The sequence below is a fragment of the Paenibacillus sp. SAF-068 genome (genome assembly GCF_051967555.1).
Lineage (GTDB): Bacteria > Bacillota > Bacilli > Paenibacillales > Paenibacillaceae > Paenibacillus.
In genome coordinates this window covers 468,463-494,983 of the sequence record NZ_JBQCJX010000003.1, presented here as the reverse complement: position 1 = coordinate 494,983, position 26,521 = coordinate 468,463, and the positions used below count along the sequence as shown (strand labels likewise).

At 48.2% G+C, this 26,521-nt stretch carries 19 protein-coding genes; 8 read left to right on the top strand and 11 right to left on the bottom strand.

The annotated features are described in order from the left end of the window. Window positions 1–38: 38 nt before the first annotated feature. Both ACTHPG_RS19915 and ACTHPG_RS19910 read left to right on the top strand, forming a co-directional pair. The gene (locus ACTHPG_RS19915; RefSeq protein ID WP_440391191.1) at window positions 39–785 is read left to right on the top strand and encodes a DUF3105 domain-containing protein; all 747 of its coding nucleotides are present in this window, start codon (window positions 39–41) and stop codon (window positions 783–785) included. A 206-nt stretch (window positions 786–991) separates the two neighbouring features. Beyond that, window positions 992–2,710: a methyl-accepting chemotaxis protein gene (locus tag ACTHPG_RS19910; RefSeq protein WP_440391190.1), complete on the top strand. Its 1,719-nt coding sequence runs from the start codon at window positions 992–994 to the stop codon at window positions 2,708–2,710. 148 nt (window positions 2,711–2,858) lie between these two features. On the opposite strand, the gene ACTHPG_RS19905 is transcribed toward ACTHPG_RS19910, so the two are convergent. Next, a complete protein-coding gene (locus ACTHPG_RS19905; protein WP_440391189.1) occupies window positions 2,859–3,824 on the bottom strand; it encodes a nucleoside hydrolase in 966 nt (321 codons plus the stop codon). Between the two features lie 264 nt (window positions 3,825–4,088). Next, window positions 4,089–6,332 carry an MMPL family transporter gene (locus ACTHPG_RS19900; RefSeq protein WP_440391188.1) on the bottom strand — a complete coding sequence of 748 codons (2,244 nt, stop codon included), beginning with the start codon at window positions 6,330–6,332 and terminating at the stop codon, window positions 4,089–4,091. A gap of 177 nt (window positions 6,333–6,509) precedes the next feature. Between ACTHPG_RS19900 and ACTHPG_RS19895 the strand changes: the two genes are divergently transcribed. Next, a complete protein-coding gene (locus ACTHPG_RS19895; RefSeq protein ID WP_440391187.1) occupies window positions 6,510–7,136 on the top strand; it encodes a TetR/AcrR family transcriptional regulator in 627 nt (208 codons plus the stop codon). Here ACTHPG_RS19895 and pdxR read toward each other — a convergent pair. After that, a complete protein-coding gene (pdxR, locus tag ACTHPG_RS19890; protein WP_440391186.1) occupies window positions 7,133–8,602 on the bottom strand; it encodes a MocR-like pyridoxine biosynthesis transcription factor PdxR in 1,470 nt (489 codons plus the stop codon). The genes ACTHPG_RS19895 and pdxR overlap by 4 nt on opposite strands. A 161-nt stretch (window positions 8,603–8,763) precedes the next feature. On the opposite strand from pdxR, the gene ACTHPG_RS19885 reads away from it, so the two are divergent. Further along, window positions 8,764–9,354 carry a GNAT family N-acetyltransferase gene (locus ACTHPG_RS19885; protein WP_440391185.1) on the top strand — a complete coding sequence of 197 codons (591 nt, stop codon included), beginning with the start codon at window positions 8,764–8,766 and terminating at the stop codon, window positions 9,352–9,354. A 40-nt stretch (window positions 9,355–9,394) separates the two neighbouring features. Here ACTHPG_RS19885 and ACTHPG_RS19880 read toward each other — a convergent pair whose 3' ends face one another. Then, on the bottom strand, window positions 9,395–10,291 hold the full coding sequence (locus tag ACTHPG_RS19880) for a diacylglycerol/lipid kinase family protein (RefSeq protein ID WP_440391184.1): 897 nt from the start codon (window positions 10,289–10,291) through the stop codon (window positions 9,395–9,397). Between the two features lie 317 nt (window positions 10,292–10,608). On the opposite strand from ACTHPG_RS19880, the gene ACTHPG_RS19875 reads away from it, so the two are divergent. Beyond that, window positions 10,609–11,202, top strand: a complete 594-nt coding sequence (locus ACTHPG_RS19875) for a hypothetical protein (protein WP_440391183.1) — start codon at window positions 10,609–10,611, stop codon at window positions 11,200–11,202. A gap of 103 nt (window positions 11,203–11,305) precedes the next feature. Here the strand turns inward: ACTHPG_RS19875 and ACTHPG_RS19870 are convergent, their stop codons facing one another. The 4 genes from ACTHPG_RS19870 to uxaC form a co-directional block, all read right to left on the bottom strand. Beyond that, entirely contained in the window at window positions 11,306–13,183 is a 1,878-nt protein-coding gene (locus ACTHPG_RS19870) for an ABC transporter ATP-binding protein (RefSeq protein WP_440391182.1), read from the bottom strand. Then, window positions 13,180–14,907 carry an ABC transporter ATP-binding protein gene (locus ACTHPG_RS19865; protein ID WP_440391181.1) on the bottom strand — a complete coding sequence of 576 codons (1,728 nt, stop codon included), beginning with the start codon at window positions 14,905–14,907 and terminating at the stop codon, window positions 13,180–13,182. Before ACTHPG_RS19865 ends, ACTHPG_RS19870 begins: the two co-directional genes overlap by 4 nt. Continuing rightward, complete coding sequence (locus ACTHPG_RS19860; protein ID WP_440391180.1) at window positions 14,904–15,446, bottom strand: MarR family winged helix-turn-helix transcriptional regulator; 543 nt, start codon at window positions 15,444–15,446, stop codon at window positions 14,904–14,906. The genes ACTHPG_RS19865 and ACTHPG_RS19860 overlap by 4 nt, the downstream gene beginning before the upstream one ends. Before the next feature lie 403 nt (window positions 15,447–15,849). After that, a complete protein-coding gene (gene uxaC / locus ACTHPG_RS19855; RefSeq protein ID WP_440391179.1) occupies window positions 15,850–17,292 on the bottom strand; it encodes a glucuronate isomerase in 1,443 nt (480 codons plus the stop codon). A gap of 203 nt (window positions 17,293–17,495) precedes the next feature. Here uxaC and ACTHPG_RS19850 point away from each other — a divergent pair, with 203 nt between their 5' ends. Beyond that, window positions 17,496–18,239 (top strand): MBL fold metallo-hydrolase, encoded by a 744-nt coding sequence (locus tag ACTHPG_RS19850; RefSeq protein ID WP_440391178.1) that lies wholly within the window; start codon window positions 17,496–17,498, stop codon window positions 18,237–18,239. Between the two features lie 131 nt (window positions 18,240–18,370). On the opposite strand, the gene ACTHPG_RS19845 is transcribed toward ACTHPG_RS19850, so the two are convergent. The 3 genes from ACTHPG_RS19845 to ACTHPG_RS19835 form a co-directional block, all read right to left on the bottom strand. Further along, a complete protein-coding gene (locus tag ACTHPG_RS19845; protein ID WP_440391177.1) occupies window positions 18,371–19,009 on the bottom strand; it encodes a hypothetical protein in 639 nt (212 codons plus the stop codon). Between the two features lie 671 nt (window positions 19,010–19,680). After that, complete coding sequence (locus ACTHPG_RS19840; RefSeq protein WP_124116656.1) at window positions 19,681–21,162, bottom strand: alpha-amylase; 1,482 nt, start codon at window positions 21,160–21,162, stop codon at window positions 19,681–19,683. Between the two features lie 198 nt (window positions 21,163–21,360). Beyond that, window positions 21,361–23,673 carry an ATP-dependent DNA helicase gene (locus ACTHPG_RS19835; protein ID WP_440391176.1) on the bottom strand — a complete coding sequence of 771 codons (2,313 nt, stop codon included), beginning with the start codon at window positions 23,671–23,673 and terminating at the stop codon, window positions 21,361–21,363. 137 nt (window positions 23,674–23,810) lie between these two features. Between ACTHPG_RS19835 and ACTHPG_RS19830 the strand changes: the two genes are divergently transcribed. Beyond that, window positions 23,811–24,308 carry an antibiotic biosynthesis monooxygenase family protein gene (locus ACTHPG_RS19830; RefSeq protein WP_440391175.1) on the top strand — a complete coding sequence of 166 codons (498 nt, stop codon included), beginning with the start codon at window positions 23,811–23,813 and terminating at the stop codon, window positions 24,306–24,308. Between the two features lie 170 nt (window positions 24,309–24,478). Further along, window positions 24,479–26,461 (top strand): LTA synthase family protein, encoded by a 1,983-nt coding sequence (locus ACTHPG_RS19825; RefSeq protein ID WP_440391174.1) that lies wholly within the window; start codon window positions 24,479–24,481, stop codon window positions 26,459–26,461. The last annotated feature ends 60 nt before the right edge of the window (window positions 26,462–26,521 follow it).

Genomic DNA, 26,521 nt, shown 5'->3' with positions numbered 1-26,521 from the left:
CGATCACTCATTTTACAAAGAAAGCAGAGGAACTCTCTATGGACATGACTCATATGAATCATATGCAAATGGAACACGAGACAGGCACTTCCTACCTGTGGCTTATTATAGGTGCAATCATGTTACTGTTCTCCATCGCCGCCTATATCTGGGCATCACGCACACAAGGCAAAGTCCTGGGCCATATGAAAAAGAAGGAACGGGCAGACATCCAGAAAAAAAGTCGGTCCCTCCGGCTGGTTGCTCATGCATTGATGGCTGTGTCAATTGTTACGCTTGGTCTGTTCTTCCTGCAGGGTGCAGGGGCAAAATATGATGTAGCCGATCTGGACACCAATGCGACAATTGATGTGACTGACGATAAATACTATGGGGCAGACCATACAGAGGACCCCATCCAGTATGAGATGAAGATCCCGACTTCAGGGCCGCATAACCCGCATGATATCAAGTTTGGATTTTATACCGACTTCCCGGGCTATAATTACCTGGTACACAATCTGGAGCATGGGGATATCATCATCTATTATCGTGAGAATGCAAGCGAGGACTTGAAGGAGCATCTGAAATACCTCGTCAAATTCCGTGAAGCCGGAGCAGGTATACTGGCCGTGCCCAACAAAGACATTCCGGAAGGCAGTGAAGTCGTCGTGACTGCTTGGACCAAAACGATGAAGCTCGATCAATTTGATGATGCCAAAGTGGGTACTTTTATCAATAGGTATATTAATCAGGGACCTGAAAAGATCCCTGCCTCCATCCGCCAGGGCGGCGGAACGATGTAATAACGTTGTATAGGATTAAAACGTACTTAGCTCCCGAATCTGATTGACTCGGGGGCTAATTCTTTATCGCCCAGATGCCGATATTCCAAGTAGAAAAGTGAACATTGGAAATACCATACATACGAACCAAAGAAGAACGGCCTATACCAATGTAAAGAGACACAGAGACGATTCATCCAACAGATCAAGGGGGAACACTTTTACCAATGAACAGTTTGTTTATGCGGATCTTTTTATTTTTTTCCTGTCTAATGCTGGCCGCGGGTGCGGTTCTTGGCATTACCATGTACCGCTCATCAGCTCAACTGGTCGAGCAGTCCATGGGCATGCAGGCACAGGCTGTGGCCGAACGGGCAGCAGCATTGATTGATACTTCCCTGTACGCACCACTCAGTACCGGACAGGATGAGACAGCGTATTATGGCACATTGCGTGAACAGCTCAGTCAACTGCGTGAAGCCAATGGGCTCAAGTATCTGTACACACTCGGTACACGCGAAGAAAATGGAACGGCTACGTATTTCTACGTTGTGGATGGAGCAGCTGCCGATGTGGCAGAAGATGACTTCTCTCCTTACGGCTCCCCAGAAGAGACCCCTTACGAGGGTATGCTACAGGCTTTTGAGCAGAACGAACCTATTCGAGGCGAACTCACCCAGGATGAATACGGCGCTACGATTACAGCGTATGTACCGATCCATGGGGCTGACGGGAAAGTCCTGGGGCTGGTCGGTGCGGATCTGGACTCCACTGCAGTCTATGAACTCATGTCCCGCAACCGTATGACCATGATCTGGACAGCCTTGGCTATTGTACTGCTCAGTGTTTTGTTGGTGTATGGTTTCGCCCATTACTTAACCCGTCCGTTGGTAAAGCTGAAGAAATTAATTACCGAAGTGGGACAAGGTGACTTGACCGTCAATGTCGAACTTGGACGAAAGGACGAGGTGGGACAACTCGCTTCCGAGTTCAAACATCTGGTTACAGGTACCCGGAATGTCATGACTGGCATCCGTCAAAGCTCCGATTCTCTGCTACAGGCTGCAGAAGGTGTATCGAAACATTCGCAGACGACTGCCGAAGCGAGTCAGCGTATTGCCGAGCATACCAATCATACGGCCAGTGGAGCTGCCGAACAGGTGGCACGAGCAGGCGAAGTCACAGTAGCCATGGAAGAGATTACACGCAGCATGCAGCATATTGCGAATTCTTCTTCCATGGTTGCGGATGTCTCGCAGGAAACGACCAATAACGCGGTGCAAGGTCAAGCCAACATCAACACAGCAATGGATAGCATGGACAAAATTCATCAAGCGAATGTGCAGATGGTGGCCTCCACCACTCAGCTTGAGCAGTACTCTGATAAAATTGAGTCGGTGGCACATCTAATGAAGGGTATCGCTTCACAGACCAATCTGCTCGCACTTAATGCGAGTATTGAAGCGGCTCGTGCAGGAGAATATGGCAGCGGGTTCGCGGTGGTTGCCTCAGAGGTTCGCAAACTTGCGGGAGAATCAGAGCAGTCGTCCCAGCATGTAACCGAACTGATTGCCGAGATGACTCGGCAGACTGCCTTGTTGTCGGAACATATGTCAGCCAGCACATCCGCAGTTCAGTCCGGACTTACTGTCGTTCAGGAGGCAGGCCGTTCGTTCACATCCATTCATACCGGAATTGAGACGATCAATGAACGTCTGCACGAAGTATCCGCAGCATCCGAACAGCTGTCTGCCAGTGCAGAAGAAGTGTCTGCTTCCGTGGAGGATATGGAGCATATCTCGCGTGAATCCTCTTCAAGTATCCAACAGGTGTCGCATGCTACCGGAAGCCAGCTGCAATCCATGGATGAGATGCGTACATCCGCAGAATCTCTCCGGGTACTGTCCAGTGAGCTGAACGGATTGATTAGTCGATTTAAAATATAGCGGGCAGCTTAGATTGTTATATATAGCCCAAAACAAAAAGCCGCACGGCAGAGACAGGATCATGGGGTTTAACCCCATACCCAGACCACTGCCTGCGGCTTTAGTTTTGTTGTACCTTGAACGATGGCAGGCCTAACGACTGCCTCAATTAGTAGCGCTGCGGAGCAGCTTTTTTACCCAAATCCGTCATGTACGTAAAGAACGCTTCTGGATCGGTATCATACACCAGTTGTACTGGACGTCCGTCTGCTTGCTCCACCGTGCGGCCCTGGCTAGGACCATCCGGAATAACAATACAGTTGACCGTTTTCTTCTTCACGATGTCCTCGCGTCCAACGGAAGCCGTTGTCAGCACATCCCACAGATAATATGTGGAATTTGTCTCACTGTACACCAGTGGCGGACAACCTGCGTAACAGTTCCCCAGGAAATCTACACCTTCGAAGCGACGCTCTGCTGCCCAACGGTTACGAACGGCTGGAGTCAGAGGTACTTTGTTGGTGCTTTCGAGTGCAACCAGATCGATCTGGATGCCACTCTGCCATACACGGTAAGCCGCTTCCGGGTCCCAGAATACGTTCCATTCCGCTGTGCCATCATGCTCAGGCTCTTCTACATTACCACGCTCGAATGTGCCACCCATCCATACCAGCTTGTCGATTTTCTCTTCAATGTCTGGTGCTTCGTCCAGTGCACGCGCAAGGTCAGTCAGCGGGCCTGTGAACAGGAGCAATGTTTTGCCTTCGGCATTGCGCACTTTCTCGATTAGATGCTGGTGTGCCGGAACGGCAGAGAGTGGCGCTTCCATTTTGCCGGATTCGTTCAGTACAGGAAGTGCATCTACATAGAAGGAGTGCAGTCTCCACGCCGCAGGAAATGGATTTTTTCCTCTGGAATTGGATTTGGATACCTCTACGGAATATGTACCGAAACGATCGATGATTTTACGGCTGGCATCTGTTGCTGGCTCCAGATATCCGTCTGCCGGAATAACCGATACCCCGGTTACATGTACATTGTCCATTTGCAGAAGCATGAACAGCGATACGAGGTCATCCACGCCGCCGTCATGGTTAAAATACACATTAAGTTGGTTCGTCATACTTGCTTTCATCCTTCCCCCTGGTTGTCCCATTGATGTTAATGTTGATCATCCGTCTGCCCTAAGCCGACGCTTCCTCTATTATGTCCCAAAACCATTGGCTACGTAAACCTTCCCCATGCAAAGAAAACAAGGGTTACGCCTTATCCTGCGGATATTTTACAGTTCCACCATTCCATCTCAGGAAGACACATAGCGCTACTCTCATGGTTTATAAAAATAAAGAAATGGACAGCAGGTTTGAAGCACCGCTGTCCATCTCACCCCATCCATGCATTACATGGACTGGTTTTGTTTCTGGTTCTGTTTCTTCTCATTCTTCTCCGCAATTGGAACATACTTGCCTGGCCAGAAAGCCCATTTGCCCAGCAATGCGGTGATAGCCGGTACCATAAACGGACGAACCAGGAAAGTATCCAGCATGACACCGACGGCTGTAATAATACCAAATTGCACCAATACCTGAATCGGCAATGTAGCAAGTACCGCAAACGTTCCTGCCAAGATCAGACCTGCAGATGTAATAACCGAACTTGTCTCGCCAACACCTTCTCTGATAGCTTGACGAAGCGACATCGTTTTGCGTTTCTGCCAGATGCTAGAGATCATGAAGATGTTGTAGTCTTCACCCAATGCCACGAGGAATACGAAGGAATACAGCGGAATCGCTCCCTGTATGGCATCTGCACCAAGACCATAGTGAATGATGATCCAACCCAGACCCAGTGCAGAGAAATACGATAGAACGACTGTTGCAATGAGATACGCCGTGGCTACAACGGAACGCAAGTATAATAGCAGCAACAATGTAATCATGCCGATGACCACTGGAATAATGATCTTGGCATCCCGTTCTCCTGCAACTTCAATGTCATATTGTTCAGCCGTCTGACCATCGATCCAGACCTGACTGTCCACATTGGCTACACCAGCATCTTGAAGCGCCTGTTCCGCAGTAGCCCGCAGATCCGGAATATGCTGCATGGCCTCCATGGAATATGGATTCAGATTAAACTCCACATCAAAGGCGGTAATGTTGGCATTCTCAGCGCCCTGCTGGGCATCGCCTACTTTGCTAATGTAATCCAGCGATTCGAGACGCTGCTTCAGATCCGTTGCTTTGCCTTCGGCATCAACGATCACTTTGACTGGGGCCAGCTCACCTTGGGAGAACTGTTCGCCAATGACCGTGAACCCTTCGCGGGAAGGTACATCCTCCGGGAAGGAAGACAACAGATCGTACGTGAATTTAACCTGAGTAGAGAATACCGCCAGTCCACCCAGCAATACCAAGGTAATCGCAAGGACAGTCCATGGCTTCGTTACTACGACACGGCCAATCCAGCTTTCCTTGACTTTGCGCGGAGCCGGAGCCGGTTTTCCTTTTTTCTTGGCACGTTCCACTTCCATCTCATGTGTACGGGGTACGAATGGATAGAATGAACCCCGACCGAAGATCGCCAGGAGCGCCGGGACCAGCGTCAGACTTGCAATAAACATGATAAAGATGGACAAACTGAATGGTACGGCGAAGCGATGATATGCACCGTATTCAGCCAGCAACAGCACCAATAGTGCTGCAACGACCGTAAATCCACTCATGGCAATGGCGCCGGAAGATCCGGTAATTGCCTGGAAGATGGCTTTCTTTTTGTCCGGCTCATGATAGAGAATTTGACGGTATCTGGAGATCATGAACAGGCAGTAGTCCGTTCCTGCTCCAAATAACAATACAGTCATGATTGAGATGGATTGTGCGTCTACCGTTATCCAGCCTTGATCCGCCATGAATCCGAGAATCGGACTGGTCACCATATATGCGAATCCAACAGCAATAATTGGGATAATCGCCAGCACTGGCGAGCGATAGATCAACAGCAACAGCACTAATACCAGTACAACCGTAGCGATTAGCAAGGATACATCGGCGGAGGAGAAAAGTCCGCTCGCGTCAATGGATATGCCTACTGGCCCTGTTACACGGGCAATCAGTGCATTGGCATCATCTATAGCTACATCGAACGGGTTAACCCCGAAGATGTCCTGTGTTTTTTGCTCAAGTGCTTCAATACCTTCCTTCAATTGTTCTGCATCAGCACCTTCATTGAAGAACAGTGGCATAACCAGGGTGCTTCCATCTTCCGAAAGCTGGCCTTTCAAAGCCTGTGGTGGCAATTGATAGAGTGGCACAACGGACTGCTGTTGTTCTACCGGATCTTGATCCAGTCGTTCCGTCAATGCCTGAATGTTCTGAATCTGTTCATCTGTTAGACCGCCAGCTTGACGCCATACAATCAGCGCAGGCAATCCCTCACCGCCAGGGAATTCCTTCTCGGCAAGTGCAGCTGCCTGAACCGATGGTTTCGATTCACTCAGATCCTGTGCGTTATTGGTTTCACGATCACCTACAGCAGGCCATACCACGCCAAGCACTACGGCGATAATGATCCATACCAACAGCGTAATCCATTTGCTTCGTTTGCCGGCAACCCAGCGACCGTAACCCGAACCTTCCTGCATTGTCTCTTCATCTCCCTATTCTGTTTCTATGAAGCCCTATTTATGTGATGTTGTAGTAATGAACCACGGGTCATAGTATAATCGAGTTAATTATATATACCGGAAGGTTAATTATGCAATGCTTATTTTTGTGAACACGTCTAATAAGTGATTAAACTACGTAAAGAGGTATGTACTATGAGCAAAAAAAACAACATTCCCCGGTCACCGGGCAGACCCAAAACGGGTGCCGATCAAGCATCTGTGCAAACCAACATATTGATGACCGCGTCACGTCTGTTTATGGAATACGGGTACGAACCCGTCTCCCTCCAGCAGATCGCTTCACTATGCAATGTAACCAAAGCATCGATCTATTATCACTTCTCCAGCAAAGCCGAACTGTTCACCGTTGCCATTACCCGCATGATGGCGATGGGCATGCAGCAGACCTCGCTCCGTCTGGATGAGCCTGGTACATTGCAAGAGCGGCTAATCAAGGTTGCGGAAGCAAAGATGCAGCACTCCCATATTGAAACGGAAACCATGATGCGAGAAGCGGAAAAACATCTGGATGCAGAACAACTTGCTCAGATCCGGGAAGCCGAGGTTCGTATCTTCGAAGTACTTGCTACCCACTTCCAGCAGGAGATGGATAACGGTTATTTGCGTGTGTCCAGTCCCATGCTGCTTGCCCATGCGTTTACGTCACTCTTAATGCTGGCCAACCGCGAAGATGTGCGCAATATGAATGGCGGCAGCATCGAGGAACTTGCACGGGAACTGGTAGCCCTGTTTCTGGATGGCGCGGTTAAGCGGAACTAATAATCGCACCAGATCCTGGCCAGTGCGGCAATTCCCGGTTCGATGCGATCTGGCTCTATTCCGGCAAAACCGATAATGAACTCTCTTTTGCCGTCTGCTGGTTCACTCCCGTTTGCCCACAAATATTCCGTTGAACTGATCTGTATCCCTGCCTCTATCGCTTTGGTCACCAATTCCTGGGATGAGGGAGTGGCTGCCATTCGCAATACCAGATGGAAGCTTGAATGTTGACCCTTGATTTCAACTCGATCTCCAAAGTGCAGTTGAATGGCCCGAACAATCAGGTCATGATTTCGTTTGTAGACATTACGCATTTTACGGATATGCTTGCCCAGTTCCCCTTCACGCATGAACACCTCCAATGTTCGCTGATGGAGCCGGGAAGCTGATTGCTCGAATAGAACCATCTTATACATATCGCGAAAATGGTCCATTAATTCTTCGGGAAGTACCATGTAATGTATACAAAGAGCAGGTGCAAGTACCTGCGAGAAACCACCCATATAGATCACGCGACTTCCATCACGCAGACCCTGCATGGAAGGAATTGGCCTTCCATAATACCGGAACTCTCCATCGTAATCATCCTCGATTAGGTATGACTTTGTTCGTTCCGCCCAATCCAGCAACGCCAATCTGCGAGTAATTGGCATCGTCATACCTAGTGGAAATTGGTGAGAGGGTGACACACCTGCCAATTTCACTCCAGTCTGTTCCAGCTCCGTTAAGTTCATGCCATCATGGTCCAGAGCGATTGGTACAACCTGATAACCATAATTCCGGAATGTGCCCGGTAGCAGTCGGTATCCAGGATTCTCTACACCAATGGAATGTTGCGATCCCCCCATGTGAAGCAGGGTTTGTGCCAATAGGGACATCAGCAGATGCTGTTCAGCCCCCACAACAATCTGCTCGGGAGAACAGCTGACTCCCCTGAACTGCGCCAGATAGACAGCAATTTCACATCGTAGTCCCCATTCTCCCTGAGGGTCTCCATAAAACAATAGCTCCTTCGCTTCTTCCCGCCATATCTGATTAACAGTTTGTTGCCACTTGGCCATAGGAAACAGGCTGAAATTGTTGCGCGACATATGAAAATCATATTGAACTGCTCGTGCAGGACGTATGGCCTGATGATCTGACCAGGTCGTTTGAGCCTGGGGAGCTTGTCCATCTGTCTGTGTAACTGTTTTCTCGATTTGCATGGCATGATAGCTATCTACCATGGCACGAACACGATAACCACGACGTGGCTGGCTGTATATATACCCTTCAGCGATCAATTGTTGATAGGCCCATTCCACCGGAGTGGTGCTTATCCCAAGCATCTCCGCAAGCTTGCGCACCGAAGGCAATCGGCTATGTTCAGTCCATTCCCCGTGAATGATCTCCCTTTTGATATGATCCGAGAGCTGTACATAGATTGGTGCGTTATCGTTATCGTCCAGCTTCGGTAATTTGATCATAATGATGCACCTCATCTGTCCTGCAAAATTTATCTAAACTGTATATTTGGAAGTATACAGTATTGGGATATACTCATGTCATCATCAATATGTCGTACCATTTTCAAGAAGCAGGGCAATCACAATCTGTCCCACGCTTGAACTTATAGGAGGAACAACTTATGGCACATTCGAAACCATTCCCACGCATCCCCCGTCTGCTAGAAACGTCGCGCATATATCTCCGTCCTTTCGAGACTACAGATGTGGATGCTTATTTCCCCGGTCTGTTTGACGCCGAGATGCGCAGGCTGACAGGAACACAGAACAGTTTCACAAGTGCTCAGGTTGAACGTTATGTTGAGAGCGCTGCACAAGATGACACCAGACTCATGCTACTTATTGCTTTACAGGAAAATGACCAGATCATCGGAGATGTCGTCCTGATGGACATGCATGCCAAGAACCGCAGTGCACATATACGGATTGCCATCGATCAGGCGGAGCATCAAGGAAAAGGCTACGGCAGCGAGGCTTTGCTGCTTATGTTGGATTACGGCTTCGGCATCTGTAACTTGCATCGGATAGAGCTTGAGGTGTATGCCTTTAACGAGCGAGCTATTCGCACGTATGAGAAGCTCGGATTCCAGCGCGAGGGTGTAAAGCGGGATGTATTGTTCTACAACCACCAATATCATGATGCCGTTCAGATGAGCATGCTGGAGGATGAGTTCAGGCAACGTCATATGAAAGATCAAGCAGAGAATGATTGAGATGTTGATCAGCTAAAATCAAACCCAAAAAACCGGGGACTTAATATCCCTCCCCGGTTAGAAATTTCAGATGGCCCGCCAGCACGGATAACTCGGCGGGTGTCTTCATATACAATTCACCATCCGTGTCAGCTGACATGGGCGTATCTGTCTTCAATTTGAGTGTAGATGCCTTGAAGTATGAAATACTCTCACTCTGAGGTTGCCATTCCCCCTCAGGCTTGTGTGACAGAACCTCGCGCAGAAGCGGGATACCTGTTTCATGAATGATGAGCACGTCCAGTTCACCATCCTGCAATGCATCGGGTGCAAAGGGCAAGGCATTCGTCCCCAGAAAACGGCCGTTGGCTGCGTAGATCATCACCGCGTCGCCTTCCATCTCTTTTCCATCCGCCTCCAATTGATAACGAAACGGCTCTGTATGACTGATCGTCTGCAAGGTGCTGATAAAATAACTTAACTTACCCAGTGCGCCTTTCAGATTCTCGTTAATATTCTGCGATGCATCACTGATCAAGCCAATGCCAAAAAAGTTGGTGAACACCCGATCATTAGCTCGTCCAACATCAATGGACACCACTCGACCTGCCAGCAATTCTTTTGCCGCAGTCTCTGCATCCGGTGAGATGCCGAGCGAACGAGCAAAGTCATTACAGGTACCTCCAGGCAATATACCAATCAACGGCGGATGTTGCAGATCAGCCAGTCCATTCACGCATTCATGTACCGTGCCATCCCCACCCAGGATAAACACCACATCGAATCGTTCCCCACGCTCACGACACAGCTTCTCTCCCTCACCCGGTTCGTCCGTGCGTACAATAACGAGTTCATGAACAGCGGGAGCCAGTACACCAGCAACAAGACCCACAGTATTTTCACGATTGGCCTTGCCCGAATGATGATGATGAATTAACAAGGCTTTGTTAAAATCCATCCTTCTCCCCCTCCATTTCAATGCTTGTTAACCTTTACCCACAAAGGTTGAAGCTGTAAACAAGCTCTGCTCTGCGCACTCATCATGATCCAGAATAGGTTACCCAATCAGGCATGCATCTTAATCTTCATTCATTCGTAATAGTTAGATGACTCGTTGATCTTCCAAACCACTTCCTTGTTTGACCAGATCTACGCATGAGAAAAAGGAATTCTCCACACCTTATGTCATAAGACTGCAAATTTTGCTGGTGAGAACCCATTCAAATCGAGTCAAAACGGTTATATCTATACCATATACGAATGGAGGGATTCCCTATGATTCCGGCAACGTTGGAACAATTGGAGCAAGTTCGCAAGGAATGCCGTACCATGGTTCGCAAAAGAGCTACCGCTTCCGCCGGTACAACACTCGTTCCGCTGCCCGGTACAGATGTACTGGCTGATGTGGGAATGCTGATGCAGCTGTTGCCTGCCATTAACAATAAATTCGGATTATCACAAAAACAGCTGGATGGCATGGACCCGGAGACCAAATCGATGATCTACGGATTCGTCATGTCCATCGGAAGCAAGGTCATCGGCCGTATGGTGACGAAGGAGCTGGTTGTACAGGTTCTGAAAAGAGTCGGCGTACGCGTAGCTACCAAATCCGTCGCCAAATTTGTCCCTTTTGCTGGGCAGGGACTGGCTGCCGCACTCAGCTTCACAGCCATGAGATATGTAGGTAACAAACATGTGGATGACTGTTATGAAGTCGTCAAACGCATGATTGAGCAGCGCGAATTGATTCCGGGTGAACCCGCTCCGTCTGCGCTGGAGGAAGCTAACAGCGACGACGTAAAAGTAGAAGCGAAGTCGATCTCTAGCAACGACACTGATGAACCTGCGAAGGAGTCTAAGGATCAGTAAATAAAACAATCCATATCCTAATGTCAATCCTCTGGATATACGACAAATAGCCGGGAGCACCCCTAGGGATGCTCTCGGCTATTCTTGTTAGTTACATCTGTAATCAGATCGCCTGTGGCTGCTGTTCAGCAAACTGACTATTGTACAGATCCGCGTAGAAACCTTGACTTGCCATCAATTCATCATGATTACCCTGTTCAATCACGTTACCGTGATCCATCACCAGAATCAGATCGGCACCGCGAATGGTGGACAAACGGTGTGCAATGACAAAGCTCGTGCGATCCTTCATCAGATCATTCATGGCTTTCTGGATAAACACTTCGGTCCGTGTATCCACGCTACTCGTCGCTTCATCCAGAATGAGAATAGCCGGGTTCGCCAGAATCGCTCTCGCAATCGTGAGCAACTGTTTCTGCCCTTGAGAGATGTTCGATGCTTCTTCATTCAGCACCGTATCATAACCATCAGGCAGTGTACGAATAAAGTGATCGGCATGTGCCGCAACGGCTGCCTTGACGACATCCTCTTCCGTAGACCCCTCTCGACCATAGGCGATGTTGTCCCGAATCGTTCCGTTGAACAACCAGGTATCCTGAAGCACCATGCCGAACAGACTGCGCAACTTGCCACGCTCCATGTCCTTAATGTCGGCACCGTCAATCGTAATCTGACCATCCTGAATTTCGTAGAAACGCATTAACAGGTTGATCAGGGTCGTTTTACCGGCTCCCGTTGGTCCAACAATGGCTACCGTCTGTCCTGGTTTTACATCAATGTTCATGTTGTGAATGAGCAGTTCATTTTCTTTATATCCAAAATTAACACCTTGGAACGTAACTGCACCTTTGGGCTGCTGTAATTGCACGGGTTGTTTGGACTCCGGAACTTCTTCCTCTTCATCCAGCAACTCGAATACACGTTCCGCCGAAGCAATCGTCGATTGAATGATATTGGAGATGTTTGCGATCTGGTTAATCGGTTGTGTGAATTGACGGGAGTACTGTGTAAAGGCCAGAATATCCCCGATGGAGATAGATCCGCGAGTAACGAAGATCCCACCGACCACACAGATCAGTACATACCCCAGGTTACCGACAAAACTCATGAGCGGCATAATAATACCGGAGATAAACTGGGCTTTCCAGCCGGATTCATACAACTCTTCATTGACCTTCTCGAATTGCTGTACCGATTGTTCTTCACGTCCAAATGCTTTGACGACCTTGTGTCCCGTGTACATCTCTTCGACATGACCATTCAGTTCCCCGAGGGATTTCTGTTGGCCTGCAAAGTGTTTTTGCGAACGGGAAGCGACCAGCATAACAACAACCACACTGAGTGGCAGTGTCAAAATCGTGATCAAGGTCATCCATGGACTAATCGTCAGCATCATGATAATTACGCCGACAATCGTGACGATGGACGTAATGAACTGTGCCAAACTCTGCTGAAGTGTATTACTGATGTTGTCCACGTCATTCGTGGCACGGCTAAGTGTCTCCCCGGTCGTGCGGGAGTCAAAATATTTCAAAGGCAGGCGTCCAACCTTCGCACTGATCTGCTCACGCATGTCATACACAACACGCTGGGCCACACCGGCCATCAGGTATTGCTGGACATACATAAATGCAGCGCTGAACAGATAGAGTCCGCCAAGCAGGTATAATACTTTCATCAATGCAGGAAAATCAATTCCGGCCCCCTGTACACCCTGAAGGATGGCAATGGCGCCTTGGCTGAGAATATCCGTTCCCTCTGCCATGATCTTTGGACTGATGATGCTGAAAACAGTACTCAGAATGGCTGCGACCAGCACACCCAATAGACGAGAACTGTGAGGCTGGAGATAACGAATTAAACGACGCAGTGTGCCTTTGAAATCTTTGGCTTTCTCTGCGGGAGGCCGCATGCCCATTCCGGGACCTGGTCCCGGCCCACCATGGGGACGAGGCGACTTGTGTTTTGTATGTTCACTCATGCGATCTCCTCCTCTGTCAGCTGGGAGGATACAATCTCGCGATACACTTCATTGTGCTCCAGCAGCTCTTTATGTGTTCCTGAACCGACAATTCGTCCCTCATCCATGACCAGAATGCGATCGGCATCCATTACCGTACTTACTCGCTGGGCAACAATTAACACGGCCGCTTCTGTCGTTTCGGACTTCAGCGCAGCACGAAGTTTAGCATCCGTTTTGAAATCAAGAGCAGAGAAACTGTCATCAAAGATATAGACTTCCGGACGGCGAACAAGTGCGCGAGCGATGGACAGACGTTGTTTTTGTCCACCAGACACGTTATTACCACCTTGTGCGATAAGGCTGTCATATCCATCTTTCATCTCGGTAATGAAGTTCTCTGCCTGAGCCGTACGAGCCGCATGAACAACTTCATCCATTGTGGCATCGTCTTTCCCGTGACGGATATTCTCCGTAATTGTACCTGTGAAAAGGACTGCCTTTTGTGGTACAAAGCCAATTTTGGCACGCAGGTCTTCCTGCCGAAGTTCACGCACATCTGTACCATTGACCCGAACACTGCCTTCGGTCACATCATAGAATCGTGGAATAAGACTGAGCAATGTCGATTTTCCAGAACCTGTACCACCAATAATGGCTGTTGTCTCACCTGAGCGAGCTGTGAAGGATATCTCGGACAACGCTGGATTCTCTGCGCCCGGATAACGGAAAGTTACATTGTCAAACTCAATCATGCCCTGCATGGATTTCATGCCACGCGGTTGCTCGGGATTGCTAAGATCCGGCTGCATATCAAGCACTTCGTTGATCCGTTCTGCCGATGCTGAAGCTCTTGGAATCATGACAAAGATCATGGAAACCATAATCAGTGAGAACATGATTTGCATGGCATATTGAATGAAGGCAATCAGTGCACCAATGTTCATGTTGCCGCTATCGATCCGCATTCCGCCAAAATAAAGAATGGCAATCATCGAAAAGTTCATAACCAGCATCATAACAGGCATGATGGTCGCCATGAGCACATTAACTTTAATCGAAGAATCTCTCAGTTCCGTGTTGGCCCCGTTAAAGCGTACGCGCTCATGCTCTCCACGGTTAAAGGAACGCACGACGCGAATCCCTGTTAACTGCTCACGCAGCACTAGGTTAAGTCGGTCCAGCTTTTTCTGAATGGTTTTGAACAAAGGTAAACCCTTGGAACCAATCAGCGCAATGGCTCCGCCCAGTACAGGAAGCACGACCAGGAAGATTGTAGATAATTTGGCGTCCTGTGATACCGCCATGAAGATACCCCCGATACACATGAGCGGAGCCATAATCATCATGCGCAGCATCATCGTAAGTACGTTCTGTACCTGCGTGATATCATTCGTCGTACGCGTAATTAGGGAAGCCGTACCCATCTTATCAAACTCTTGGAGCGAGAAGTTCTCCACATGGCGGAATACTCTGCTGCGAAGTTGTTTGGCAAATCCACCCGCCGTTCGAGATGAGAGGTAACTGGCGATAATCGAACACGCTGTTCCGCCAATCGCGATCACCAGCATCCATCCACCAATCTGCCAAATATAAGGGATATCTCCTTTAATGATGCCGAAATTCACGATATCTGCCATTAGTGTAGGCAGATACAATTCAGCAAGCGACTGAAACAGTACCAGAACCAGAATGAAGATAATCGGTATTCGGTAAGGCTTCAGCATGCGAAACAGTTTCATCATGGCGTATCATCTCCTTGTGTCGAATCATCTTTTTCCAGGGAAGGCAATGTATCAAAAAAGGTGTACACCTTGGTTAACAACTCGGCCAATTGAAGGCTATCACCCTCACCCAGATGCGCCACCAACTTATTGAAGATTTGCATGCGCTCTTCGTGAGCAGCCCGAATAATAGCCCGGCCTGCTTCCGTAATTGTAATGCGCACTGCACGTCGATCCTCCGGGTCCATGGTACGTTCGACAAGCCCTTCATCCTCAAGGCCACGAATGACCGGTGTAATCGTTGGTGATTTCACCCGTAACAAAGCACTGATCTCCGAGACTTTCATCCCGGGATGATTGGATTGGATCGTGTCATTGAAATCAGGCGGATTGTTCTGCCAGTTCAACTGTTCTCCAGGATGCATCCCATGGAGCAAACAACCCAGAACCATAATTTCATTGTGATTGCGCCCGTGAGGTTTATGTTGCCTCCATTTGCCTTTATTAAACTGCATAATGGAGTACAAAAGCTTCTGAGCGACCGGATCTATACCCGTCATAATGGGTTCCTCCTTCATTCTTTATCATTCTGTAAACTTCCAACATCATAGGATATCTATTAAATAGCATTGCAATTAAATAGACGATCAATTAATTAGGTGTACTAAGTATATTACGCCGGATGGCGAAAGTCAAACAACTAAAAATAACCAATATCCCCCTCATCAAAGAGTCCAAATGCGCTTGATCACGGGTTTAGTCATCGTGCCTTCATTGGAGCTTGTTATATTTATTGTGTGCAATGCCATGATTAAAACCCGCACAAAAAAGCACCCATTCCATACTCCGGTGGATGATGACCCGGGGTAAGACATGGGAGCTTTTCATATGATCAACGAAATAAAAAAAACAAGATAGATCTCATATTGCATAACTTGCGTGATTAGATGAGCTTGTTAAGCATCAAGACTTCGAAGCAGAGACCGTTTTAAGCACGGAGGAAAACGGGAAATATTCTTTTGCATTGTTGTAGGCGATGCCCTGTACGATCTGACCGAGCAGCTCCATATCTTGCGGTGCTTCGCCCTGTTCAGCCCATTCACCAATGAGATTGCAGACCAAACGGCGGAAATACTCATGCCGTGTGTACGACAGAAAGCTGCGTGAGTCGGTTAGCATACCGACAAATCGGCTGAGCAGACCCACATTCGCCAGTGCCTTCATCTGAGCGATCATGCCGTCCTTCGTATCATTGAACCACCATGCTGCACCAAGCTGGATTTTGCCTGGAATACCTCCGCCCTGGAAGCTACCAATGATTGCAGCAAGAACTTCGTTGTCCCTTGGATTCAAGGAATACAGAATCGTTTTGGGCAACGCCTGTTGCTGCTCCAACGCATCGAGCAAACCAATCATCGCTGACGACAACGGTGTATCATTCACTGCATCATAACCGGTATCCGGCCCAAGCTTGGCAAACATCCGTGTATTGTTGTTACGGGCTGCATTAATGTGGAACTGCATTACCCAGCCGCGCTCTGCATACAGTTTGCCGAGGAAAGTCAGCGTCACGGTCTTATACTTGTCCTCTTCCTCACGCGTTACCTTCTGACCTGCCAGTGCCTTTGCAAAGATCGCAGCCGCCTCTTCGCGAGTAGCCACGCCGTAAGGAACATAATCGAGTGCATGGTCAGAGACTCTGCCACCTACGGAATGGAAGAATTCCACACGGGACTCCAATGCAGCAAGGAAAGACTCATAGTCGGAAATCGCTGTGTCAGATACTTGCGACAGTTTGCCCACCCATTCGGTGAACGTATCTCGATTCAATTCCAATCCTTTATCCGGACGGAAAGAAGGCAATACCGCTGTATCGAAACCTTCGATCTCCTGAATCTTCAGATGATACTCCAGGGAATCCGTTGGATCGTCGGTTGTGCATACAACAGTGACATTGGATTTGGTAATCAGATCACGTGCACCGAATCCGTCACTGTTCAGTTTGGCATTTACCTTTTCCCAGATGGCGGGTGCACTTGTCTCATTCAATACTTCGTAGACACCGAAATATCGTTGTAACTCCAAGTGAGACCAGGCGTACAGCGGATTACCGATCATCATGGGTACCGTTCTGGCATATGCCAGGAAACGATCGTAATCGGTCACTCCTTCGCCTCCGGTCACATATTGCTCTTCAATTCCGTTAGCGCGCATGAGCCGCCACTTATAGTGATCACCGTATAACCAGGCTTCTGTAATGTTGCCGAAGGTTTTGTTCTCGTAGATCTCCTGAGGACTGAGGTGGCAATGATAGTCAATAATCGGCATGTCTTTGGCATAATCCTCATATAACTTGATCGCCGTTTCATTGTGCAGTAGAAATTGTTCATCCAAAAAAGATTTCATTCGCCTCGCACGCTCCCTTTAGGTGAGTTTACGTTCATATGGGTTCACTTCCCATCTTTACGCTACACTGTTTGCCATCAAAGTTCAATATAAAATGATAGCGTTATCAAAAAAGGTTGATTTAGGCATATATCCGGGAACAAGGTATACTGGATTTAACGCAAGGATGCTGATCTGAAGACAACACAAGGAGATGAGATGGAATGAAAATTACCTTTCTCGGCACAGGAGATATGTTCAGCGTAGAGCAGCACCATAATAGTATGTTGGCTGAATTCGAAGACACGCATCTGGTCATTGATTTTCCGGAATCAAATGCCAAAGCACTCAAGGAGTACGGTTTTCCAATGACCGATATTCACAACGTCTTTATTACCCACCTGCATGAGGATCATATTAACGGTGTACAGATGTTAGGTTATTACGCCCAAATTGTGGGTGACCGCAAACCCCGTCTGTTCATTCACGAACAATTGGTAGACCCGCTCTGGAACATTCTATCCCCCGGCATGCGCTACACAACGGATGGTGAACGGACCATGAGCGATTACTATGATGTCGTTCCCCTGCCAGATGGAGGCGCATTCGAGCTGGGCGGTGTGACGTTCGAGACGTTTCGAACGCAGCATGTTCCCGGTATGGTCAGCAATGGGCTACTCGCCAAACCTTACTTCTATTACAGTGCAGACAGTACACTCGATCAGAAACGGGTAGAACAGGTCGCTTCTGATGTGCAACTGATTTTCCATGAATGTCACATGCATGATCTGGTGATCAAATCTCATACCTCCCTGAAAGATCTGGAGCAACTGCCTGCCGAAGTGAGACAGAAAACTGTCTTAATGCATTATCATGATGAGTACGCGGATGCGGAGAAACGGAAACAGTTCAACCGTGAGCATGATCTGCGGATGGTCGGTACGCTGGAATCCTTTGAACTGGAGTAGATTAGGAGAGAGTATTGAATGTGGGATACGATGAATCAGTTTTTTGAAGAGTAATACCTTACTATTTTAAATAAATGAACCGGCAGCGCCTACTCCAATCCTGATACGGAAAGGTTGTGTGCTGCCTTTTTCTATTCTTCTTTCTCCCGTGTCTTCATATACTCAATCGTCCTCGGAGACGGCTCGGCCTGGATATGAAAATAATCTTCGGTTCGCTGATCATTCGGTCCATAGGAAATTTTGATATACATATCTGCATAACGCTGGATGATATTGCTATCAGTCCCTACTTTTAGCTTCCGCTTCAAAATGTAATTCCTGCCCAACCCCAATCCAAGCGGTTCCTTATCCGGCTCCAGACTGACCTCGTATGTATTGCTCACATTGGAATGAAATAGCTCTCCAGCATCGATTCGATTCATCATCTCGGGATCGAGGGTGAAGGATTGAATAACATTCACCATAGGCACCCGAGTCCCATCTACCAAAATCTCATAAGAAATCCTGTCAACGCCGGATACATGACTCACATCGACGGTTGCCGTCAGGTTATACTTATCTGGTGAATGCCCCTGAAACGATTCTGGTCGCTTCGTAACACGTTCATTCAAATCTCTACGCTCCGAATTATATGTATATTTATCCGTTCGCTTCGGTTCGCCCCCTGGTCCCTGATTTGTTCCAAAATCGCAAGCTCCTATACACAGGGCTATTACAAATAGACATATGAGCAACGGAAAAAAACGGTTCAGCTCTCTTTTCGGACTCATGTCATCCCCTCCTTCTCAATCCTCTGTATGAATATCGCTTGTTCCATTGTTTCATATGGTTTATACATTTATTTTCTCGTTTGTTATTGTGATGCTCCATATTTGGATTATTGTACCATGTATTAAGATATGAAACCGCACTGTTTTCTTTTTCACTTCAAGTTTCATTCCATGTTTTCATTTGGTGTATTTTCTTCATCTTTTTGCTTCATATTTCTACTCTATGTTCTTACTTCATGTATTTACTTCACGTTCATATCTGCAGCAGTGAATCGTTTGCCTATGATGAGCGTTAACCCAAGTTAAGCTAACGAATCTGAGAAGCTTTAATGCGTTGAATTCTAAGTTTTCAGTATTCTAACGAATCTCAGACGCGTTATTCTGATGATGTTGCTCCAATTGGCGCTGTTAAAGTCACTTTTGGCAGTAATAAGGTTACTGAGATTCGTTAGAATTTCAATAAGGCTAATTCGGTTCAAATAAGGCAGGCTGAGTTCGTTAGGCGCGCTAAGTTCGTTAGGATGGAGTTTGGCCATCCATAGAAAAATGCAAAAACCACCTGAACATCGGAGTGCTTGCTCCCCTGTTCAGGTGGATTATGAATCGATCTATATACCATTTTCATATCGATCGGTATCTCTTTTCTAATACTGCCTAGATTATTTATGCCGTTACTCTGCGTCAGCGCAGTCCTCATTCTGTTCGGGCAGAGCCCATACCGAGACACCTCCACCACATACATGGAACGTGGCCCAGCCGTCTTCCTCGATGGTAATCTGATCCTCACAACTATGTGTCAGATCTACCCAGACTTCACCAGCACGATGCTCTCCGATGAACATTCTCTTCTCCCCGTCATCCCCGTTGGATATGACCACCGCACAACCGGAACCTTCGATTTCCTCTACTCCGCGACGCACCCAGCCAATCGTATTGGCGTGATCGAAGTAATCTTCCTGCTCACCATATGCCTTGTTGCAGCGGGCAGACAGCAGAATGTCCAGAATTTCTTTTTTGCCATCCACAGGTTCAGGTCCACCAATGCCATAATAATCCCCGTAAAATACAACCGGATAACCATCACGTCGTAATAACGTCAACGCATAGGCGCTTGGCTTAAACCAATCTCCAATCCAGGATTCCAATGCTTCATGGGGTTGGGAGTCATGATTATCTACGAAGGTTACCGCATGGGTAGGATGGGTCTGAACCAAGGTGTCATCAAAAATTTTGGAGAGATCAAAGTCTCTGCCTGCAAGGGAAGCCTCATGAAGCTTGTAGTGAAGAGACACATCGAACAGATCGATCTGGTAGTCTACCGTATCAAGGAATTCACGACATGCATCCAGGTTCGAGTTCCAGAACTCACCTACGATGTAGAAATCCTGACCGCGTTTGCGGATCATCTCTGCTGCAAATTCCTTGATGAATTCATGGTTAATGTGCTTGATGGCATCCAGCCGGAACCCACCGCACTGGAGGGTGTCGATCAGCCATTTCCCCCAATCGATCATCTCGCGCCGCACATCCGGGTGGTTATAATCTATATTCGCGAACATCAGATAGTCATAGTTGCCAAACTCATCATCGACATTCTCATTCCACTTTTTATTCTCTCCTGCGATGCGGAATACACCGCTTCGTTCTCCCTTGGCATCATAGTCCGTACCGTTGAAATGTTCGGAGCTCCACTTAAAGGAAGAGTATTGATCGCCGCGACCCGGGAATGTGAATTTGGTCCAGCCTTCAATCTCGAACGGTTCAGAAATTTCCTTCGTTCGATCATTGGGATCAACCTCAATCACTTTGAACACTTCCGTCTCATCTGCTCCGGCCTTGTGATTCATGACCAGATCCACATAGACGGCAATTCCATTCTTCTGACACTCAGCAATGGCCTCCACCAGTTCCTGCTTGGTGCCATATTTGGTCCGCACGGTACCCTTTTGATCAAATTCGCCCAGATCGTACAGATCATATACACCATAGCCTGTATCTTCTGCTGACACTGCCTTGGTTACGGGTGGTACCCATACCGAGTCAATGCCTTTGGCTTTTAGTTCCGGGGCCATTTCAGCCAGTCGCTTCCAATGATCTCCGTCTGCAGCCAGGTGCCATTCAAAAAACTGCATCATGGTATGATTTCTCTTCATTATAACCGACCTCCTTGATTGCTTTCGAAGCGGACCGCGGAACGGATAGGGTAATCGCCGTTGTTCGTTCGTTGCTAACCAAGTTATAACCCTTTCACCCTACCCTTCAATCATGTAAAGGAAAAAATCTGAAAAAAATGTTACACTCTTGGTTCAGCATTTGCCTGATTCCATCGGGAATTCCTTGACTATGCAATATTAAATTCGCTTATAGTCCCGCCACTCCTCGGGCAGCAGAGAACGATACGGTTCTTGGATAAAACGATCGTCAACCAGCACCAACACGCCCTTGTCCTCTTCCGTTCGAATCAGCCGCCCACCCGCCTGCAGTACCTTGTTCATACCCGGGAAAATATAGGCATAATTGAATCCGTTGCGTCCTGTACGGTCATAGTAATCACGCAGTACATTGTTCTCCAGACCAATCTGCGGCAGCCCCGCCCCTACCACAACAACGCCATTCAAGCGGTCTCCCGGCAGATCGACACCCTCCGAGAATACACCACCCATAACGGCAAAAACCAATCGTGTTCGTTCAGGATTCGGCTGGAATCCATCCAGAAATTGCTCCCGTTCCAGTTCGTTCATGCCCTGCTTCTGTATGACCGTATCTGCTTCACTTGGAAGCTGTGCATAGGTTTCATAGATCTCGCGCATATAAGGATACGAAGGGAAGAACACCATCAGATTGCTGCGCGGCCATTCGCTTACCAGCTGTTGCAGCATCTCCGCAATGGGTCGCCGGGATTGTTCACGGTCTTTATAACGCACAGATAAGGGCATGAGTCTCACATCCAACTGTTCACGCTGAAATGGTGAGGGAATCTGCAATGTATAATCTTCTTCCTCTGCACCCAGCATATCCCGATAATAGCGAAGGGGTGACAATGTTGCCGAGAAATGAATGAGGGAGCGGAATCCTTTGGCTGTCTGACGAAGCAGTACCGAAGGATCGAGACAGAACAACTTTACTCTCACTTCACTTCGCACGCACTCTGCATAAGTAATAAAACGTTCATCATACAGCTTGGCAATACGCAGAAAATTCTGTGCCGTGAAGTAAGCATCCAGCAGCAGCTGATCCGTCTCGGCATTCCCTGAACCCCCTTCAACCAGACATTGCTCCGCGACCATGACAAAAGGCTCCAGTCGTTCAATCAGTTCCTCCGGCGCCTCCTGCTGGATGATCTTTCCTTCTTCTCCACCGTTTTTCCGAAGGGTAATCAGATATTTATCAATGGCCCCGGTGTAATCAACAATGGCTTTGGCAGCAGGTACACTGCTGTCCAGCGACTGGAACTCCCTTTTCACATCCAGAAACACCGCCTTCTCCAGCTCCGCGGAAAACATCGTTCGGCCACGATCGACCAGATTATGCGCCTCGTCCACCAGTAACACCGTCTTGCGTTTCTGCTCTTCCAACATTCTTTTCAGAGAAATACGCGGATCGAAAATATAGTTATAATCGCAGATCACCGCATCGGCTGCATACGCTGCATCCAGTGAGAATTCAAACGGACACACCCGATGTTTGCGCGCATACTGCTCAATGACCGGACGTGTCATCAACGTCTCATGTTCCAGCATGTCCAGCACGGCCCCGTTAATACGGTCATAATATCCTTCACACATGCCGCACTGCCCCGTATCACAAGCTTCCTCTTCTTTAAAACAAATCTTGTCCTTCGCGGTCAGACTGATCACATGCATCTTCAATCCTTCCGATTGCATCCGGGCAAAAGCTTCTTCTGCCGCCACCCGTGTCGTCGTCCTCGCGGTCAGATAGAACAATCGGTTCGCTTCGCCTTCGCCAATGGCTTTGACCGTAGGGAACAGCACGGACATGGTTTTGCCAATACCTGTTGGTGCTTTAGCCATCAATCCCTGACCCTCACGGATCGTCTTGTACACGGCTCCAGCCAACTTCCGCTGCCCCTCCCGGTATTTGCGAAAAGGAAACGGCAGCTCTCGCACACTGGTATCACGTTCTTCTTCATATGCAGCGATCATCTCCGCATATGGTGCATAACCGGCAATCACTTCTGCCGCAAACTGCTCCAGTTCCTCTCGTTCTGCCATTCGGCGAAACCGTCTTTCTTCATGGGTTACCGAATGCACATACGTCAACTGCACTTGCATGCGTGGTTCATCCTGCTGAACGGCGTACATGTAGGCATACATCATAGCCTGCGCCCAATGCACGGGGAGGCCCTCACCCAGGTCATCCAGATTACCTGCAGTCGATTTGATCTCATCCACCGTTAACTGATCTTCCAATCGGATCAGGCCGTCACATCGCCCTTCGACCACATAGGTCAGTTCCCCATGTTGAATCTCAGCTTCGAGTACAATCTCCTTCAGATCCTCTTCCGTGTACTCCTTCTGTACGCGCTGATGGATACGAGTCCCCTCCTGCATGGAGGCATTGTTCCGAAACCCTGGACGTATGCTGCCACTGCGGTACACATACTCCACCAAAGGTCTAACCGATATCCGAATTGTTGTTGTCATACGATCACCCGTTCTGTGTGTAGTGACTATACTTTATCATGAAAAGACGTGCTCAAACCAGTTGATCCGCCGATTGGACTCGCTGATTTCCATATGCTATCTTGAGATAGAATGTACTTAATAAGGAGGCAGCTTCTATGTATATCTATTTGGTTCCTTCACCGATTCCGGATGCACTTGCTGCATACCCGCATCTCACTTTGCGCAGCGAAGAGCATGTGCGGCTGGCGATTGAATCCGCAGAACGCCTGATGAATATCGAGTCCGATGATAAGGTATCCGCATATGAAGCTTTCGATGCCGCAGGCTCCTGGACTGGCGGAGGTTACGCTGTTCTCAACAATATCCCTGTCACAGAGGATGGCCGTAATGATTTCGAAGAACGGTTCAAGAACCGTGCCCGCAAGGTAGAAGACGAGCCTGGTTTTGTCGGTATTCGTGTGCTTCGTCCTCTAAAGGATGACATCTATGTCGTACTTACACTGTGGCAGTCCGAGGAACATTTCAAGGGCTGGCAGGAATCCCAAGCCTATAGTCACGCTCACCGTAACCGTAGTACAAGCGAAGGCCTGACTGCACAGAAACCCACCATGTTCCCCAGACCTTCTTACGTCACAACATACACTATCGAATAACGGATTAGGCCGCATCAGGCTTTTATTGCAATAGCCCATGTTTTTTTCTTACCTCTTCCTGCACGGAAGAGGTTTTTTGCCGTCAATTGCTGAGGCTTTCATTTTTGACACAGCCTTGCCGAGATAGGATAATACTTGTTAAATGAAACCTCGGAAGGGAAGGCGGTACCTTGTCACGCAGTTCACTCACCCGATTTCTAAGCGGACCGTTTATATTCTTCACCATCATCATGATGATCAAAAGCTCATTGGCCTGGATCGTTATCTTCGATGACATCCCTGTCTGGAAACCTCTGCTGACCGAATTGCCGCTCATCTGGATCGGCTTCTGTCTAATTGAGTGGTTTGCCACCAAGCGGCGGATGTGGATGTACCTGGCCATGAATTTGCTGCTTTCAGGCATTTTCTTTGCAGCCATCATGTACTACAAATATTATGGCGTTATCGTTAACTATCACGCGTTGGCACAGGTGAATCAGGTGACCTCGGTCAAGAGCAGCATGTTCTCTTTGCTGGATCCCTATTATTTGTTTATTTTTGCAGACGTTCTGATCATTGGGGGGATACTCCTTCGTCGTCGAATCAAGCTGGGAAGCACAGAACGACCGAATCGCATTCCACTTGAACGACGCGCCAGAAGACGGGTTGCTTCGGTCATTTTGACCCTGTCCATGATTCTGTGCATGCTCAACATCTATCCCAATCGGGCCAGCATGAGTGAGCTTACACAAGCAGAACAGATGGGCATCCTCGGTTACGAGGCGTATACCATCCTGGATCGACCTGATGATCTTGTGCCTATTGCTCATATTGATCAGGCTGACATCGACCAACTGAAGCAAACGACCCAACTTCCTGCGATTGTGGAACAGGGTGCAGCGAGCGGACGCAACGTGATTATGCTCCAGATGGAATCGTTTCAGAACTTTCTGATTGGATTAGAGGTAGATGGACAGGAGATCACGCCCAACCTGAATCAATTGGCTCAACAGAGCCTGTATTTTCCGAACTTTTATCAACAGGTAGGACAGGGAAATACATCCGATGCGGAATTTGTTGTGAATACATCGTTCTATACCCCGCCGAACGGGGCAGCAACAACTGTATATGCGGATAAAGCACTGCCGAGTCTACCCAAGTTGATGTCTGCGAACGGGTATCAGACAGCCACATTCCATACGAATGATGTTCAATTCTGGAATCGGGACGAGTTATACAAGGCAATTGGATTCGACCAATATTATGATATTAATTATTTCGGTACACAGGATTCGATCGCCTTTTCGGCCTCGGATGAAATACTCTATTCTAAAACACTGGATAAGCTGGAATCCATGCAGACTTCGGGTGATCCCTTTTATGCCCATATCATTTCCATGTCAGCCCACCACCCTTACACTCTGCCTGAAAACAAAGTAAAGCTATCGCTCCCAGAGCGTTATAAGGATACGTTGCCGGGGGATTATCTGATATCGCAGCATTATGCGGATCAGGCGGTTGGACAGTTGATTGCGGGATTGAAGGAACGGGGATTATGGGAAAATAGTCTGTTCGTCGTGTATGGAGATCACCTGGGGCTTCCCATCTATTCACTGGATCGGGTGGACAAAGATCTGATGAAGGAAATCTATGGCCGGGAATATACTTCCGCAGACATGATCAACATTCCACTAGTGATCTCGGCCCCGGGCGTTACTCCGGGTGTACAGCTGAAACAGATCGGAGGCCAGGTGGACATTCTGCCAACGATTGCCGGACTCACCGGAGTATCATTGGAGGACCAATTACACTTTGGACAGGATTTGTTGCGTGAAGGCGGAAATCTTCTACCCGAACGATATTACCTTCCTTCCGGGTCGGTTCTAAACGATGCTTCTCTCTTCATACCCGCGAAAGGGTACGGGGACGGAACGCATTATTCCCTAGCTGATGCGGGCAGACAGGATTCCGGTCAACAGCAGATGAATATTCCTTTGGAAGAGACGCCGCAGATTTCAGCGGGCAAGGTACCTCCAGCAATAGTTACATCCAGTAACAGTGAGGTTTCTTCTTCACGGTTTATAACGAAGGATCAATATGATCGAGCATTGGATCTTGCACACTTGTCCAACAGTTATTTGATCCAGCTACCGGATCGAAAGGCTACACCATAATTATCTTTCACTCGAACTCATCATGCGGCGACCTTCCTCTCTTACATAGACGGAATGGTC

Coding starts and splice junctions, on each gene's coding strand:
- ACTHPG_RS19915 (WP_440391191.1), top strand. CDS start 39: ATGGACATGACTCATATGAATCATATGCAAATGGAACACGAGACAGGC.
- ACTHPG_RS19910 (WP_440391190.1), top strand. CDS start 992: ATGAACAGTTTGTTTATGCGGATCTTTTTATTTTTTTCCTGTCTAATG.
- ACTHPG_RS19905 (WP_440391189.1), bottom strand. CDS start 3,824: ATGAAAGCAAGTATGACGAACCAACTTAATGTGTATTTTAACCATGAC.
- ACTHPG_RS19900 (WP_440391188.1), bottom strand. CDS start 6,332: ATGCAGGAAGGTTCGGGTTACGGTCGCTGGGTTGCCGGCAAACGAAGC.
- ACTHPG_RS19895 (WP_440391187.1), top strand. CDS start 6,510: ATGAGCAAAAAAAACAACATTCCCCGGTCACCGGGCAGACCCAAAACG.
- pdxR (WP_440391186.1), bottom strand. CDS start 8,602: ATGATCAAATTACCGAAGCTGGACGATAACGATAACGCACCAATCTAT.
- ACTHPG_RS19885 (WP_440391185.1), top strand. CDS start 8,764: ATGGCACATTCGAAACCATTCCCACGCATCCCCCGTCTGCTAGAAACG.
- ACTHPG_RS19880 (WP_440391184.1), bottom strand. CDS start 10,291: ATGGATTTTAACAAAGCCTTGTTAATTCATCATCATCATTCGGGCAAG.
- ACTHPG_RS19875 (WP_440391183.1), top strand. CDS start 10,609: ATGATTCCGGCAACGTTGGAACAATTGGAGCAAGTTCGCAAGGAATGC.
- ACTHPG_RS19870 (WP_440391182.1), bottom strand. CDS start 13,183: ATGAGTGAACATACAAAACACAAGTCGCCTCGTCCCCATGGTGGGCCG.
- ACTHPG_RS19865 (WP_440391181.1), bottom strand. CDS start 14,907: ATGATGAAACTGTTTCGCATGCTGAAGCCTTACCGAATACCGATTATC.
- ACTHPG_RS19860 (WP_440391180.1), bottom strand. CDS start 15,446: ATGACGGGTATAGATCCGGTCGCTCAGAAGCTTTTGTACTCCATTATG.
- uxaC (WP_440391179.1), bottom strand. CDS start 17,292: ATGAAATCTTTTTTGGATGAACAATTTCTACTGCACAATGAAACGGCG.
- ACTHPG_RS19850 (WP_440391178.1), top strand. CDS start 17,496: ATGAAAATTACCTTTCTCGGCACAGGAGATATGTTCAGCGTAGAGCAG.
- ACTHPG_RS19845 (WP_440391177.1), bottom strand. CDS start 19,009: ATGAGTCCGAAAAGAGAGCTGAACCGTTTTTTTCCGTTGCTCATATGT.
- ACTHPG_RS19840 (WP_124116656.1), bottom strand. CDS start 21,162: ATGAAGAGAAATCATACCATGATGCAGTTTTTTGAATGGCACCTGGCT.
- ACTHPG_RS19835 (WP_440391176.1), bottom strand. CDS start 23,673: ATGACAACAACAATTCGGATATCGGTTAGACCTTTGGTGGAGTATGTG.
- ACTHPG_RS19830 (WP_440391175.1), top strand. CDS start 23,811: ATGTATATCTATTTGGTTCCTTCACCGATTCCGGATGCACTTGCTGCA.